Here is a 15,630-nt window from a genome sequence, read left to right as displayed (position 1 = left end):
CGCCGAGCCGGAAGATTCCATAGGCGGCACGAAGCCCTTTCCTCGAACAGTTGATCGAGCCGGCCAGCATCGGCCTTCCGCGGGGACGCGGCGGATGACAAGCGCCCGCCCGGCTGGGATGATGGCCGACGAGCCGCCGCAAGGCCGGTTCCAGGCTGCGATTCGAAAAAGGTCGCCTCCCCAGGGAATGCCGTGAGAGCGTCGTCGATCGTAGAAGGGACCGTGCATCGGATCACCCGGCACGGCGCCGTCCTCGTGACCCTGGGATGGGGTCTGGCCGCCTTCACCCTCGTGGTCACCCTCGCGGCCTTCGGCGTCACGCTCGACGCCGGCCACGAGCAGGTGCGGCGCGCCGCGCGCCAGCGGCTCGTCATCGACGAGGCGATCCTGCGCGCCGCGGTGGAGCGCTACCAGTATCTTCCCGGCGTCCTCGCCCTCGACACCGAGGTGCGCGGCCTTCTCGACGATCCGGACGCGGCGGCCCATGTCGCGACCGTCAACGCGAAGTTCGAGGCCATCGAGACGGCATCGGGCGTCGCCGCCATCTACCTGCTCGACCGGTCCGGGCTGGCCCGCAGTGCGGGCAACTGGAACCAGACGCTCACCTATGTCGGGCGGTCCTACGCCTATCGGCCGTACTTCACGCAAGCCCTCGAGACCGGAGCCTCGCGCTATTTCGGCGTCGGCACCACCACGAGCCGGCCGGGCCTGTTCATCGGCAAGGCGGTTCCGGCCCGCGAAGGGGGCGTCGCCGGGGTCGTCGTCGTCAAGATCGATCTCGAGAACCTGCAGCGGGACTGGCGCCAGGCCGGCGAGAACGTCCTCGTGTCGGACGCCGCCGGCGTGGTCTTCCTGGCGAGCGACCCCGCCTGGAAATACCGCCCGTTCCGTCCCCTTGCCGAGGCCGACACCGCCCGCATCCACGCTGCCCGCCAGTACGGCGACAGCGCCCTGCGGCCCCTGCTTCCGGAGCAGGACCAGGGCGGCACGATCGAACTCGCCCGCGACAAGGGTACCCTGTCCGGCGTCGTCGAACGGGTCGTCATGCCCGATCTCGGCTGGACGCTCTGGTCCATCACCGAGACCGAGGCCACCCTGCGGCAGGCGGTGCTCGCGGCGCTCGCCGCCGGCATCTCCTGCCTCGCGGTCGCGCTCGCCCTCGCGGCGGCGAGGGAGAGACGGCAGCGCCTGCGCGGCGAGCAGGCCATGCGCCTCACCCTGGAACGCCGCGTGGCGGAGCGGACCAGCGATCTCAGCACCGCCAACGCCCGCCTGCACGAGGAGATCGCCGAGCGGGAGCGGGCCACCGTCGCCCTGCGGGCGACGCAGGACGAGCTGATCCATGCCGGCCGGCTCGCGGCGCTGGGCCAGATCTCCATGGCGATCAACCACGAGATCAACCAGCCGCTGGCTGCCCTGCGCACCTTCCTGTCCAGTTCCTCCGTCTTTCTCGAGCGCGGCGACACCGCGACTGTCGGGCGGAACCTCAAGCGCATGACCGAGGTGACGCAGCGCATCGCCGAGATCATCCGCCATCTCAAGGTCTTTGCCCGCAAGACCGGGCCGGAGCATTGGGAGCCGGTGCGCCTCGCCACCGCCGCGGCCGCGGCCCTCGACCTGCTCGCCGCCCGCATCCGGGCCGAGGCGGTTCAGGTCACCTGCACGATCCCGCCCGAGGCCGCGGTGAAGGCCGAGCCGATCCGGCTGGAGCAGGTGATCCTGAACCTGATGGTCAACGCTCTCGACGCCATGCGCGACGCCCCCGAGCGCCGGCTCGACCTGACCGCCACGCGCGACGAGACATCCTCGTGGCGTCTTCGGGTCGCCGACAGCGGCAGCGGCATCCCCGAGGAGCACTTGGCCCACCTGTTCGATCCGTTCTTCACCACGAAGGCGGCCGGCGAGGGCCTCGGGCTCGGCCTGTCCCTGTCGTCGCTGATCGTGCGCGATTTCGGCGGCAGCCTCGCCGCGGCGAACGGTGATGCGGATACCGAGGGTGCGGTGTTCACCCTCGTCCTGCCGGCAGCGGAGACTTGAGAAGCGCGATGGCGAAGCTCCCGAACCGAGTCATCTTCATCGACGACGAGGAGACCGTGCGGGAGGCGCTGCACCAGTGGCTGACGCTCGCCGACTACGACGTCACGACCTTCGAGGACCCGGAGGGGGCGTTCGCCGAAATCGACGAGCGCTTCCTTGGCATCCTCGTCACCGACATGCGCATGCCGCGCATGAGCGGCTTCGACGTGCTCGGACAGGCCCTGCGACGCGACCCCGACCTTCCCGTCCTCCTCGTCACCGGGCACGGCGACGTGGCGATGGCGGTCGAGGCGATGCGGCACGGCGCCTACGACTTCATCGAGAAGCCGTTCGAGCCCGAGCGCCTCGTCGGCGCCATCGCTCGGGCCTGCGAGAAGCGCCATCTCACCTTGCGCCTGCGCCGCCTGCACGCGGTCGCCGACGCCCCCGGCATCGAGAGCCGCTTGGTCGGCACGTCGCGGGCGATGCAGACCCTGCGGCGCGAGGTGCTCGATCTCGCCGCCACCCCGATCAACGTCGTCGTCAACGGCGAGACGGGCTCGGGCAAGGAGCTGGTGGCGCAATGCCTGCACGCCTTCTCCGGGCGGCGCGACGCCCGCTTCGTCGCGGTCAATTGCGGCGCCATCCCCGACACGATGGTTGAGAGCGAGCTGTTCGGCTACGAGGCCGGCGCCTTCACCGGGGCGGTCAAGCGCCGGGTCGGCAAGCTCGAATACGCCCATCGCGGCACGCTGTTCCTCGACGAGATCGAGGCGATGCCGCTCTCGGGCCAGGTGAAGATCCTGCGCGTGCTGCAGGAGCGCAGCCTGGAGCGCCTCGGCTCGAATGCGGCGGTGCCCGCCGACCTGCGCACGGTCTGCGCCAGCAAGGTCGATCTGCGCGCCGAGGCGGGGGCCGGGCGGTTCCGGGCCGACCTCTATTACCGCCTCGGCGTCGCCGAACTGCGCATCCCGCCGCTGCGCGAGCGGCGCGAGGACATCCCGCTGCTGTTCGAGCATTTCGCCAGCCGCGCCGCCGAGGCGCACGGGCGGGCGATGCGCCCCTTGAGCGACCGCCTCGTGCAGGATCTCCTCGACCATTCCTGGCCGGGCAACGTGCGCGAGTTGCGCAACGCCGCCGAGCGCCACGCCTTCGGCCTTGACCGCCTCGTCACCGCGCCCGAGCCCGTGATCGACGAGGCGCAGCCGCTCGCGGCGCGGATCGAGGCGTTCGAGCGCGACCTGATCCGCCAAGCCCTGCAGCAGGCCCAGGGCAGCGTCGCCGAGGCGATGCGCCTGCTCGACCTGCCCCGGCGCACCTTGAACGAGAAGATGCAGCGCTACGGCCTCAACCGGAGCGACTTCGCTTCGTAGCGAAACCGTCGTTCCGACGATGGCGGGCGGGCCCGCTCAAGAGCATCGGCCCGAACGGTGGGAACCGGCTTTCGGAAAAAGTCGATGCGGTACAAGGCTCTATCGCATCGCCTTGGATACAATATCCACGACGATGCACTTGAACCGTCGGCGGAATTCGGCCGAGGGGTTGCGGGGGATCGGCGGAAATCCGCCGATCGGGTCCTCGGCGCAATAGAGCAAAATACTGATACGAAACGATTATTGATTTTTTAACGGGTTGGCATCCGCGTTGCCAATGCTCTCCCAGCGTATCCCGCACGTCCCGTCCGAAAGGCCAGAGCCCGAGGAACGGCGGAGCGGGCGCTCCCGGCGACAATCGCCGGGAGGACGCAACGAGCATTGGGAGAACGTTCATGAATACGGCTGTGACCGCCGCGCTCGGGGACATTCCGGCGCGTGCCGAACCCTCCGACCGCCAGAAGATCAAGGCCATCGTCGCCGCCTCGTCCGGCAATTTGGTCGAGTGGTACGATTTCTACGCCTACGCCTTCACCTCGATCTACTTCGCCTCGGCCTTCTTCCCGTCGAGCAGCCCCACGGGCCAGCTTCTGGCCACCGCGGGCATCTTCGCCGTCGGCTTCTTCATGCGCCCGCTCGGCGGCTGGATCTTCGGCCGGATCGCGGATCGGCGCGGCCGCAAGTCCTCGATGATGTTCTCCGTGCTCCTGATGTGCGCCGGCTCGCTGATGATCGGCCTGCTGCCGACCTACGAGTCGATCGGCGTGCTCGCCCCCATCCTGCTCCTCGTGGCGCGTCTCGCGCAGGGCCTCTCGGTCGGCGGCGAGTACGGCACCGCGGCGACCTACATGAGCGAGATCGCGGGCAAGGGCCGGCGCGGCTTCCTGTCCTCGTTCCAGTACGTCACCCTGATCGGCGGTCAGCTGCTCGCCGTGCTCATCGTGTTCGCGCTCCAGCACATCCTCACGGGTGAGGAGATGCGGGCCTGGGGCTGGCGCATCCCGTTCCTGATCGGCGCCGCCGCGGCCGTCGTCGCGATGCTGCTGCGCGGCTCGCTCAAGGAGTCGGTGTCCCACGAGACGATGCAGAGCAAGGAGGCCGGCTCGCTGCGGGCGCTCATGCAGCACAAGCGCGCGCTGCTGATCACGCTCGCCTTCACCATGGGCGGCTCGCTCTACTTCTACACTATGACCACCTACATGCAGAAGTTCCTGGTCAACACCGTCAAACTCGACCTCAAGTCGGTCTCGACCGTGATGACCCTGGCGCTGATCGCGTTCATGGTGCTCCAGCCGCTGTTCGGCCTGCTCTCCGACCGGATCGGACGGCGCAACAACATGATCCTGTTCAGCGGGCTCGCGATGGTCGGCTCCGTGCCGCTGCTCTCGGTCCTGTCGGGCGTCACCAGCCCCGTCGCCGCCTTCGGCCTGATCATGATCGGCCTCGTCATCGCGACCTTCTACACCTCGATCAGCGGCGTGGTGAAAGCCGAGCTGTTCCCGGCCGAGGTGCGCGCGCTCGGCGTCGGCCTGCCCTACGCCATCGCCAACGCGATGTTTGGCGGCACGGCGGAGTACGTGGCGCTCTCGTTCAAGAATTACGGCAACGAGAGCCTGTTCTTCTACTACGTCGCCGCCATGGCCGCGATCGCCTTCGCGGCCTCGCTGTGGATGCCCGACACCCGCAAGTACGGCTACCTCGACGGCAACGGCCGCATGACAGGCTGAGGCAAGCCTATCCCCCGCGGTGCCTCGGAGGGCGCCGCAGGCCTTTCCCGAATCCCTTCCGACACGCACGATCCCGGCTGCTGGCCGGGATTCTCCAATCCCCGATCGGCCGTGTCCGGCGCGGGCCGAACGGTCCGCCCGATGAAGCCGACGACAGATCACCGATAGGATAGACTATGCCCAAAGGATCCGACCTCCTGGTCCAGGCCCTGGAGAACGAAGGCGTCGAGCGCATCTTCGGCATCCCCGGCGAGGAGAACCTCGACATCGTCGAGAGCCTGCGCACCTCGAAGATCGAGCTGGTGCTGACCCGCCACGAGCAGGCCGCGGCGTTCATGGCCGCCACCTACGGCCGGCTCACCGGCAAGCCCGGCGTCTGCCTCGCCACGCTCGGCCCGGGCGCGCTCAACTTCTCGACGGGCGCGGCCTACGCGCATCTCGGCGCCATGCCGATGATCATCATCACCGGCCAGAAGGGCATCCTGAAGTCCCGTCAGGCCCGCTTCCAGATCGTCGACGTGATCGCCTCGATGAAGCCGATCACCAAGATGGCCCGCCAGATCGTCTCCGCCTCCTCGATCCCGACCATCGTGCGCGACGCCTTCCGCGTCGCCTGCGAGGAGCGTCCCGGCCCGGTCCTGCTGGAGCTGCCCGAGGACATCGCCGCCGAGGAGGGCGAGGCCCACACCGTGCCGAGCCACCCGATCGACATCCCGGTCGCCCATCCGTCCTCGATCGAGCGCGCCGCCCGGATGATCATGGCCGCCGAGCGCCCGCTGATCATGCTCGGCGCCGCCGCGAGCCGCCCGCGCTCCACCAGCGACCTCGGCGGCTTCGTCCAGCGCACCGGCATCCCGTTCTTCACCACGCAGATGGGCAAGGGCACCGTCGCCCACGGCACCCGCCTCTACATGGGCACCGCCGCCCTGTCCGAGCGCGACTACGTCCACGAGGCGATCGACGCCGCCGACCTGATCATCGCCATCGGCCACGACACCGTCGAGAAGCCGCCCTTCTTCATGGGCCAGAAGGGCCAGAAGGTGCTGCACATCAGCTACACCCCGGCCAACGTCGAGGAGGTCTACTATCCCGACGCCGAGGTGGTGGGCGATCTCGGGCCGACCCTGAAGCTGATCGCCGACCGCGTGGAGGAGGAGCTGCCCAACGCGGGCGCGCTGCTCCCCTTGCGCGAGCACATCCTCAAGCGCATCGCCGACCGCAACGACGAGGACCGCTTCCCCGTCACGCCGCAACGGCTGGTCCGCGACGTGCGTAGCGTCATCCCGCAGGACGGCATCGTCTGCCTCGACAACGGGATGTACAAGATCTGGTTCGCCCGCAACTACCGCACCTACGTCGCCAACACGCTGCTCCTCGACAACGCGCTCGCCACCATGGGCGCGGGCCTGCCCTCGGCGATGATGGCCGCGCTCCTGTACCCCGAGCGCCGCGTCATGGCGGTGTGCGGCGACGGCGGCTTCATGATGAACAGCCAGGAGATGGAGACCGCGGTGCGCCTCGGGCTCAACCTCGTCGTGCTGATCCTCGACGACTCGGCCTACGGCATGATCCGCTGGAAGCAGGCGGTGGACAACTTCCAAGACTACGGGATGACCTTCAAGAACCCGGACTTCGTGAAGTACGCCGAATCCTACGGCGCCACCGGCCACCGGGTCGGCGCGGTCGAGGACTTGGTGCCGACCCTAGAGCGGGCGTTCCGGGCCGGCGGCGTCCATCTCGTGGCGGTGCCGATCGACTACTCCGAGAACACCCGCGTCCTCGTCGACGAGCTGCGCACCAAGGTCCAGGACCTCGTGCTCGACGCGGCCGAGTAGCCGCATCCCGGCCGGCCGAGCGCCCCAGGCGAGCCCCGGGGGGCTCAGGCCCCCTTTCACGAAATCGCCCCGAGAGATCGACCATGACTTCGCTGAATCCGTTCACCTTCCAGACCACCCCGAACGTGCTGTTCGAGCCCGGCGCGTCGAAGAAGATTCCGGGGATCGTGGCCGAACTCGGCGCGCGCCGCGTCCTGCTCGTGACCGACCGGGGCGTGCGCGCGGCGGGCCTCACCCGGGCCGCCGAGGAGGCGCTGGCGGCCGCCGACATCGCGGTCGACGTCTACGACGCGGTCGTGGCCGACCCGCCCTCGACGGTGATCGAGGAGGCCGCCCGGCAGGCGCGCGAGGCCGGCACCGACCTCGTGCTCTCGATCGGTGGCGGCTCGGCCCTGGATACGGCGAAGCTCGTCGCCTACCTCGCCCGCTCCGACGAGCCGCTCGACACCCTCTACGGCGTCGGGCTGGCCAAGGGCGCGCGCCTGCCCCTGGTGCTGGTGCCGACCACCGCGGGCACCGGCTCGGAGGTGACGCCGATCTCCATCGTCACCACGCCGACCACCGAGAAGAAGGGCGTGGTCTCGGCGCGGCTCCTGCCCGACTGGGCGGTGCTCGACCCGGAGCTGACCCTCGGCCTGCCCGCGCCCGTCACCGCCGCCACCGGCATCGACGCGATGGTCCACGCCATCGAGGCCTTCACCAGCCGGCACCGGAAGAACCCGATCTCCGACCAGCTCGCCAAGCAGGCTCTGGCGCTGCTCTCGGCCAACATCCGCACCGCCTGCGCCGAGGGCACGAACCTCCAGGCCCGCTCCGGCATGCTGCTCGGCTCGATGCTCGCCGGCATGGCCTTCGCCAACGCGCCGGTCGCGGCCGTGCACGCGCTGGCCTACCCGATCGGGGCGATCTTCCACGTGCCGCACGGACTCTCGAACGCGCTCGTGCTGACCGGCGTGATGCGCTTCAACCTCTCGCACGCCGAGGAGCTGTACGCCGAGCTGGCGCCGATCCTCGATCCGGGGGCGGCCGGGCTCCCCGTGCCGGAGGCCGCCGCCGCCTTCGTGCGCGCCCTCGAAGCCCTGTGCCGGGACTGCAAGGTGCCGCCGACGCTGGCCGAGGTCGGCGTGAGCGAGGGCGATCTCGAACGGCTCGCAACCGACGCGATGAAGCAGACCCGGCTCCTCGTGAACAACCCGCGCGACGTGACCCACGCCGACGCCCTCGCGATCTACGCCGAGGCCCTGGACGGCACGCGCAACCGCGCCGCCTGAGCGGCTCCGGAGCGCAGCCGGAATCCGCTTCGGCGGACTGCGCTCCGGGCCCGTGCGGACCTTTCACGAACGGAACGGGAGGTGACGGGAATGGACCCCTTCGAGACGATGCAGGCGATGGGCGACCTGTGGGGACGCAGCGCCCAGTCCTTCTGGGACGCCCAGCGCAACATGGCCGGGGCGATGAACACGGCGATGCCGGGCAACCTCGCGATGCCCGACGCCGTCGCGATGCAGAAGGCGCAGGCCGCCTTCGAGCAGGCCTGCGCGAGCGCGCAGGCCATCGCCACCAACGTCACGGCGGGGCTCGACGCGGCCCGGCAGGCCGCCCGCGAGCGGACGGACCCGATCGCCGCCGAGGTGCTGGCCAAGGTGTTCGACCCGCGCGGCTGGCTCTCGGCCTCGAACGAGGTCGATCAGGCCCTGAACCGGATGGCGCAGGGGCCTCAGCTCGCCGACCTCTGGACCAACGAGCGCAAGTTCGCGGCTTTGTTCACCGCCTGGGCGGCCCTGCGGCGGCGCAACCTCGAGCACAACACGATCATGCTGGAGGCCTGGACGCGGGCGACCGGCACCTTCGCCAAGGCGGTCAACGCGCGGGTCGAGGCCGGTGAGCCCCTCGAATCCTCGCGCGCCCTCATGACGCTCTGGATCGAGACCGCCAACGACGTGCTGCTGGAGACGCAGCGCTCGGAAGCCTTCCTCCGGAGCCAGCGCGAGAGCCTCAAGGCCGCCACCGATCTGCGGCTGGCGCAGCAGGCGGTCGCCGAAATCTTCGCCGAGATGTACGGCGCCCCCTCCCGCTCCGAGATGGACGACGTCCACCGCAGCCTGACCGACCTGCGCCGCGAGCTGCGCGCGCTCAAGCGCGAGCAGCGCACGCGCCGGACCGCCGCCCGGAGCAAGGTGACGCAGACGCCCGAGGCCCCCATCGAGACCGCCATGCAAGGAGCAGCCGAATGAGCAAGGCGACCGACCGCCCGACGAAGCCGCTCCCCCTCACGCCCCTCGACGCGATGGCCGAGGCCTCCGTGCTCGGCAAGCGCATCGCCGAGGGCACGAAGCTGTTCGGCGAGGTGATGGACGACGCGGTGCAGATCGCCACCACGCCGAAGGACCTGGTCTGGAGCCAGGACAAGGTCCGGCTCTACCGCTACCGGCCGCTTAGCCCCTCGAAGGGTCTGCCCCCGGTCCTGATCGTCTACGGGCTGATCGGCCGCTACACGATGGCGGACCTGCAGGAGGACCGCTCCCTGGTCCGCAACCTGCTGAGCCTGGGGCTCGACCTCTACGTCGTCGATTGGGGCCATCCGGGCCGGGCCGAGCGCTACGTCACGATGGACGACTACGTCGACGGCTACGTCGATGCCTGCGTCGACGTGATCACCGAGCGGTCGGGCCGCGACACGGTGAGCCTGCTCGGCATCTGCGAGGGCGGCGTCTTCACCACTTGCTACGCGGCGCTCTACCCCGAGCGGGTGAGCGCGATGGTGCTGACCATCACGCCGATCGACTTCCACGCCGACAAGCTGTCCGACCGGCCGAACCACGGCTTCATCAACGTGTGGACCCGCGCGCTCGAGCCCGAGGACGTCGATCGGCTGATCGAGGCTCAAGGGGCGCTGCCCGGCGCCCTGATGGGCTCGATCTTCTCGCAGATGACGCCGATGCGGACCCTGACCAAGTACAATCTCGATCTGCTCGACGCCCTCGACGACAAGAAGAAGTTCATGAACTTCCTCCGGATGGAGAAGTGGATCGCCGACCGACCCGACCATCCGGGCGAGGCGGCCAAGCAATGGCTCAAGGACCTCTATCAGGAGAACAAGCTCGTCAACGACCGCTTCGAGCTGAGCGGGCGCATCGTGAAGCTGTCCGACATCACCTGCCCGGTCCTCAACGTCTTCGCGCAGGACGACCACATCATCCCGCCCGAGACCTCGAAGGCGCTCGCGGGCCGGATCGGCACCGACGACTACACCGAACTCGGCCTGCCCGGCGGCCATGTCGGCGTCTTCGTCGGCGGCAAGTCGCAGAAGCTGCTCGGCTCCGGCATCGCCGACTGGCTGAGCCGCCGCGGATGATCCGGACCATCACGGGGAGGTTCACGCCATGGTCAGCCTGAAGAACAAGATCGTCAGCGCCGAAGAGGCGGTGGCGGTCATCCAGGACGGCGACATGATCGCCGTCTCCGGCTTCGTCGGGATCGGCACGCCCGACGAGCTGATCCTGGCGCTCGCCTGCCGATACGAGGAGAGCGGCGCGCCCAAGGATCTCGGCCTGATGTTCGCCGCCGCCCCCGGCGACGGGCGCGAGCGCGGCCTCAACCGCCTCGCCCTGCCGGGCCTCGTCCGCCGCGTGGTCGGCGGACACTGGTCCCTCGTGCCGAAGCTCGGCGCTCTGGCGCTGGACGGGAAGATCGAGGCCTACAACCTGCCGCTCGGCGTCGTCTCGCATCTCTACCGGGAGATCGCAGGCAAGACTGCCGGCCACCTCACCAAGGTCGGGCTGCACACCTTCGTCGATCCGCGGCTCGGCGGGGGCAAGCTGAACGCGCGGACCACGGAGGATCTCGTCGCGCTCGTCGAACTCTCCGGCGAGCCGTGGCTGCACTACCGGACCTTTCCGGTGAACGTCGCGCTGATACGCGGGACCACCGCCGACCCGCACGGCAACATCACGATGGAGCGCGAGGCGCTGACGCTGGACAACCTCGCCGCCGCCATGGCCGCGCGGAATTCCGGCGGCGTCGTCATCGCCCAGGTCGAGCGCATCGCCGAGGCCGGCTCGCTCAACCCGCGCGAGGTCCAGATTCCCGGCGTCCTCGTCGACTGCGTCGTCCTGAGCGAGCCCGAGAACCACCGGCAGACCTACGGCACGGCCTACAGCCACGCCTTCACCGGCCGCCAGCGCGTGCCGCTCGACCGGATCGCGCCGATACCCCTCGACGCCCGCAAGGTCATCGCCCGCCGCTGCGCCTTCGAACTGCCGCCCGGCGGCGTGATCAACCTCGGCATCGGCATGCCGGAGGGCGTCGCGGCGGTCGCGGCCGAGGAGCAGGTGCTCAAGTACCTCACCCTCACCGCCGAGCCCGGGGTGATCGGCGGCCTGCCGCAGGGCGGCCTCGATTTCGGCGCGGCGCTGAACCCGGCCGCGGTGCTGCACCAGAACCAGCAGTTCGACTTCTACGACGGCGGCGGCCTCGATCTCGCCTGCCTGGGGCTCGCCCAGGTCGATGCGCAGGGCAACGTCAACGTCAGCCGCTTCGGCAAGCGGCTCGCCGGGGCGGGCGGCTTCATCAACATCTCGCAGAACGCCAAGTCGCTCGTCTTCGCCGGCACCTTCACCGCCGACGGGCTGGAGGTGGCGATCCGCAACGGCGAGGTGCGCATCCTGCGCGAGGGCCGCTCGCGGAAGTTCGTCCCGGCGGTCGAGCAGATCACCTTCTCGGGTGCCTACGCGGCCGAGCGCGGCCAGCCGGTGCTCTACGTAACGGAGCGCTGCGTCCTCCGGCGCACGGCCGCGGGCATGGAACTCGTCGAGGTGGCGCCCGGCATCGACATCGACCGCGACATCCTCGGCCAGATGGAGTTCGCCCCCATCGTCAACGACCCGAAGCCCATGGACGCCTGGCTGTTCCACGACGTGGCGATGGGGCTGGAGCCGCTGCTCCTCGGCCTGAGCCTCGCCGACCGGATCGCCTACGATCCCGAACGCAACACCCTGTTCGCCAATTTCGAGGGCTTCCGGGTGCGCACCATCGAGGATGTCGAACTGGTCCGCCGCGAGTTCGAGCGCACCTGCCGCGAGATCGGCCGCAAGGTGCACCTGATCGTCAACTACGACAGCTTCGAGGTCGATGCGGCGGTGAGCGACGCCTACTTCTCGACCATTGCCTATCTCGAAAGCCGCTACTACGAGACCGCCGCGCGCTACACCACGAGCGCCTTCCTGCGGCTGAAGCTCGGCGCGTCCTTACGGATGCGCGACCTCGCCCCCCACGTGTTCGAGACGCGCGCCGAGGCGCAGGCCCGCAGCACGGCCACGACCCGCCGCGGCGCGCCCTCACCCAAGGAGTCGATGGATGTCTGAAACCGGCCTCTCGCTGCGCAATCCCAAGCTCCTGGTGGAGGCGAGCCGCATCGGCGGCGCGTGGTCGCGATCGGGAAGCGGCCTCATCGACGTGACCAACCCCGCCACCGGCGCGGTCCTCGCCCGGGTCCCGAACGCGGGCGAGGCGGAGGCGCGGGCCGCGATCGGCGCAGCGCACGCGGCGTTCCCGGGCTGGCGGGACAGGACGGCCGCCGAGCGCGCCGTGATCCTGCGCCGGCTGAGCGCGCTCGTGACCGAGAACCTCGAGGATCTCGCCCGCCTCCTGACCTGCGAGCAGGGCAAGTCCCTCGCCGAGGCCCGCGCCGAGGTCGGCATGTCGGCGGCCTACGTCCTGTGGTTCGCCGAGGAAGCGCGCCGCGTCTACGGCGAGACGGTACCCTCGCCCTGGCCGGACCGACGCATCCTCGTCACGAAGGAGCCGGTCGGCGTCGTGGCGGCGATCACGCCCTGGAACTTCCCCTCCTCGATGATCGCGCGCAAACTCGCGCCCGCGCTCGCGGCCGGCTGCACCATCGTGATCAAGCCCTCCGAGCTGACGCCGCTCTCGGGCCTGGCCTGGGGCGTCCTGTGCGAAGAGGCCGGCGTGCCGGACGGCGTGGTCAACATCCTGACGGGCGACGCCAAGGGCATCGGCGGCGCGATGACGGGCGATCCGCGGGTGCGGAAGGTGACGTTCACCGGCTCGACGCCGGTGGGCAAGCTGCTGCTCGGACAGGCCGCAGGGACGGTCAAGAAGACCTCGATGGAGCTGGGCGGCAACGCGCCCTTCATCGTCTTCGACGACGCCGACCTCGACCGCGCGGTCGCGGGCGCGATGCTGGCCAAGTACCGCAATTCGGGCCAGACCTGCGTCTGCACCAACCGGTTCCTCGTCCAGGACGGCATCCACGACGCCTTCGCGGCCCGGCTGGCCGAGGCGGCGCGGCAGCTGAAGGTCGGCAACGGCCTGGAGGAAGGCGTGATGCAGGGGCCCCTCATCAACAGGGCCGCCATCACGAAGATCGAGGATCACATCGGCGACGCCCTGGACAAGGGGGCCCGGATCGTCGCGGGCGGACGCCGCCATGCCCTGGGCGGCACGTTCTTCGAGCCGACCGTCCTGACCGGCGCGACGGCGGAGATGAAGCTCGCGCGCGAGGAGACGTTCGGCCCGCTCTCGGCGCTCTTCCGCTTCAAGGACGAGGCCGAGGCGGTGCGGATGGCCAACGACACCGAGTTCGGGCTCGCCTGCTACTTCTACACCCGCGACCTCGGCCGCGCCTTCCGGGTGGCGCAGGGGCTCGAATACGGCATGGTCGGCGTCAACGAGGGTATCATCACGACGGAGGTGGCCCCGTTCGGCGGCGTCAAGGAATCGGGCGTGGGCCGCGAGGGCGGCCGGCAGGGCATCGAGGATTACCTCGACACCAAGTACATCTCGCTCGGCGGTCTGTAAGGGACACCGTTGCGCGTGGACTGGCTTCACCGGCTTCGAACGCGTACAGGCGAGCGATCACCGTCGACCGCTCGTTCCCGAGGACAATCCGAGATGGCTCAACCGATCGAGGCCGGCCCGGACGACGGCCGGCCGCACGTCACGGCCGGGCGCAGCGTCGCGGAGATGCGCGCCGCCTACGAGCGTTCGTTCAGCCTCTGCCAGGATGTCCTGCTGCATTGGGAGGGCCTGACGGTGCAGTGGGCGCTGGGCCTGCGGGAAATCGGCTCCCACATCGGCCGGAACGCGGACGTGAACATTCGCGCGCTCTTCGATCTCGCCGAACAGCAGGCGCAGGCCCGGTCGGCCTCGGAGATCGCCGCCCTTCAGGGCCGGTTCCTGCAGGAACAGTCGGAGCGGATGGCCGCACAGTTCGAGGAACTCGAGTCACTCGTCAGCTCCCAGGTCCGGACGTTGCAGGACGAGTTCCGCCAGGGGTTCGGGAGATAGGCCGGACGATGCAACCCGCCCAAGCCGATTTTCGAAACGGAGACTTCCTCGGCTATGCGGAGCAGCGCTTCCACCGGATCGCCTACACCGAGTGGGGCGACCCGGGCAGCCCGCACGTCGTCGTCTGCCTCCACGGCCTGAGCCGCCAGGGACGCGACTTCGACGCGCTCGCCGCCGTGCTGGCGCAACGCGGTTGCCGGGTCGTCTGCCCCGACCTCGTCGGACGAGGCCGCAGTGCCCGGCTGGCCAATCCGGACGACTACGCTCTGCCGCAATACGTCGCCGACATGGCGACGCTCATCGCCCATCTGGGCGTGCGGCAGATCGACTGGATCGGCACCTCGCTCGGCGGACTGGTCGGGATGATGATCGCCGCCGCGCAGGACGCGCCGATCCGACGCCTCGTCATCAACGACATCGGCCCTTCCCTCCCCTGGAGCGCGCTGCAACGGATCGGCACCGGCTTGCGGAACGCACCGCGCACCTTCCCGAACCTCGAGGCGGCGGAGACGTATCTGCGCACGATCCACGCCCCGTTCGGCCGGCTGACGGACGCGCAGTGGCGGCAGATGGCGACTTACAGCTTCGTGCGCGATTCTGCGGGAACGCTGACCCACCACTACGATCCGGCGATCGGCCACAACTTCCGCCCGGGACGGATCTACAATGTCGGCCTGTGGCGCTACTGGGACAGGATCCGCTGCAAAGTCCTGCTGCTGCGCGGCGAGGAGTCGGATCTCCTGCCCCGGCAAACCGCCGAAGAGATGACCCGCCGCGGCCCCGGTGCCGCGTTCGTCGAGATCGCCGGATGCGGGCATGCGCCGGCTTTGATGGATGAGCCGCAGATCGATCTGGTCGTGAATTGGATCACGCAGACACCGGCCGTCAGGCAGGATAGGGCAGCCTCGTCTCATTGAGTGAGGCCGAAATATTCGAGATTATTTTTAAACGAATATATACGTAAAATCGACCGACCGTTCAGGCCATGAAAAACCCGCCAAGTCGGCGACCGGGCGGGTGAAAAGAATTTGGTAGCGAGGGAGGGATTTGAACCCCCGACACAAGGATTATGATGCCCGTAATCGGGAATTTGCAGGAAGAAGCCGTTTTTCGCGCGTTGAGCCGTAGTTCCTTCTGGACAAAGGAGCGAACGGTGGCTTCGTCTGTCCCACGCGATGAACCAGATCGCAACGAAGGAATGGAATGCTCGGTACCAGATCGGTACGATGGAGTGGATCCATGACTGTCCGGCGTCAGCACTTTTGAGACAGATTGAGGGCCTTCACGAACGGAGGATGGCTGGTTCATCGTAGCCCCCAGGAGCGAAGATGAAGCAGCCATCCGGGCCGGCACGGAAGCCGGCAGAAGCCG

At 69.2% G+C, this 15,630-nt stretch carries 11 protein-coding genes; all 11 read left to right on the top strand.

Going from position 1 to position 15,630, the window contains the following annotated elements:
- Positions 1 to 222: 222 nt before the first annotated feature.
- The 11 genes from AAHG03_RS24285 to AAHG03_RS24235 all read left to right on the top strand — a co-directional run bounded on the left by AAHG03_RS24285 (position 223) and on the right by AAHG03_RS24235 (position 15,176).
- Entirely contained in the window at positions 223 to 2,037 is a 1,815-nt protein-coding gene (locus AAHG03_RS24285; protein WP_342153883.1) for a sensor histidine kinase, read from the top strand.
- Between the two features lie 8 nt (positions 2,038 to 2,045).
- Positions 2,046 to 3,389, top strand: a complete 1,344-nt coding sequence (locus tag AAHG03_RS24280) for a sigma-54-dependent transcriptional regulator (RefSeq protein WP_342153881.1) — start codon at positions 2,046 to 2,048, stop codon at positions 3,387 to 3,389.
- Positions 3,390 to 3,784: 395 nt separating this feature from the next.
- Positions 3,785 to 5,116 (top strand): MFS family transporter, encoded by a 1,332-nt coding sequence (locus tag AAHG03_RS24275; RefSeq protein ID WP_342153879.1) that lies wholly within the window; start codon positions 3,785 to 3,787, stop codon positions 5,114 to 5,116.
- Between the two features lie 176 nt (positions 5,117 to 5,292).
- Positions 5,293 to 6,951, top strand: a complete 1,659-nt coding sequence (locus AAHG03_RS24270) for an acetolactate synthase large subunit (protein WP_342153876.1) — start codon at positions 5,293 to 5,295, stop codon at positions 6,949 to 6,951.
- A 92-nt stretch (positions 6,952 to 7,043) separates the two neighbouring features.
- On the top strand, positions 7,044 to 8,222 hold the full coding sequence (locus AAHG03_RS24265) for an iron-containing alcohol dehydrogenase (RefSeq protein ID WP_342153965.1): 1,179 nt from the start codon (positions 7,044 to 7,046) through the stop codon (positions 8,220 to 8,222).
- Between the two features lie 90 nt (positions 8,223 to 8,312).
- Positions 8,313 to 9,185: a poly(R)-hydroxyalkanoic acid synthase subunit PhaE gene (locus AAHG03_RS24260; RefSeq protein WP_342153874.1), complete on the top strand. Its 873-nt coding sequence runs from the start codon at positions 8,313 to 8,315 to the stop codon at positions 9,183 to 9,185.
- Complete coding sequence (phaC, locus tag AAHG03_RS24255) at positions 9,182 to 10,306, top strand: class III poly(R)-hydroxyalkanoic acid synthase subunit PhaC (protein WP_342153872.1); 1,125 nt, start codon at positions 9,182 to 9,184, stop codon at positions 10,304 to 10,306. The genes AAHG03_RS24260 and phaC overlap by 4 nt, the downstream gene beginning before the upstream one ends.
- Before the next feature lie 28 nt (positions 10,307 to 10,334).
- Complete coding sequence (locus AAHG03_RS24250; RefSeq protein ID WP_342153870.1) at positions 10,335 to 12,314, top strand: acyl CoA:acetate/3-ketoacid CoA transferase; 1,980 nt, start codon at positions 10,335 to 10,337, stop codon at positions 12,312 to 12,314.
- The gene (locus AAHG03_RS24245; RefSeq protein WP_342153868.1) at positions 12,307 to 13,770 is read left to right on the top strand and encodes an NAD-dependent succinate-semialdehyde dehydrogenase; all 1,464 of its coding nucleotides are present in this window, start codon (positions 12,307 to 12,309) and stop codon (positions 13,768 to 13,770) included. The genes AAHG03_RS24250 and AAHG03_RS24245 overlap by 8 nt, the downstream gene beginning before the upstream one ends.
- Positions 13,771 to 13,863: 93 nt before the next feature.
- Positions 13,864 to 14,259 (top strand): phasin family protein, encoded by a 396-nt coding sequence (locus tag AAHG03_RS24240; RefSeq protein ID WP_342153866.1) that lies wholly within the window; start codon positions 13,864 to 13,866, stop codon positions 14,257 to 14,259.
- 8 nt (positions 14,260 to 14,267) lie between these two features.
- A complete protein-coding gene (locus tag AAHG03_RS24235; RefSeq protein WP_342153864.1) occupies positions 14,268 to 15,176 on the top strand; it encodes an alpha/beta fold hydrolase in 909 nt (302 codons plus the stop codon).
- Positions 15,177 to 15,630: the final 454 nt, after the last annotated feature.

Origin of the sequence: Methylorubrum subtropicum (genome assembly GCF_038442325.1) — a bacterium.
Lineage (GTDB): Bacteria > Pseudomonadota > Alphaproteobacteria > Rhizobiales > Beijerinckiaceae > Methylobacterium > Methylobacterium subtropicum.
Note: the sequence above shows the minus strand (reverse complement) of the source record. Positions and strands in the feature narration are given on the sequence as shown.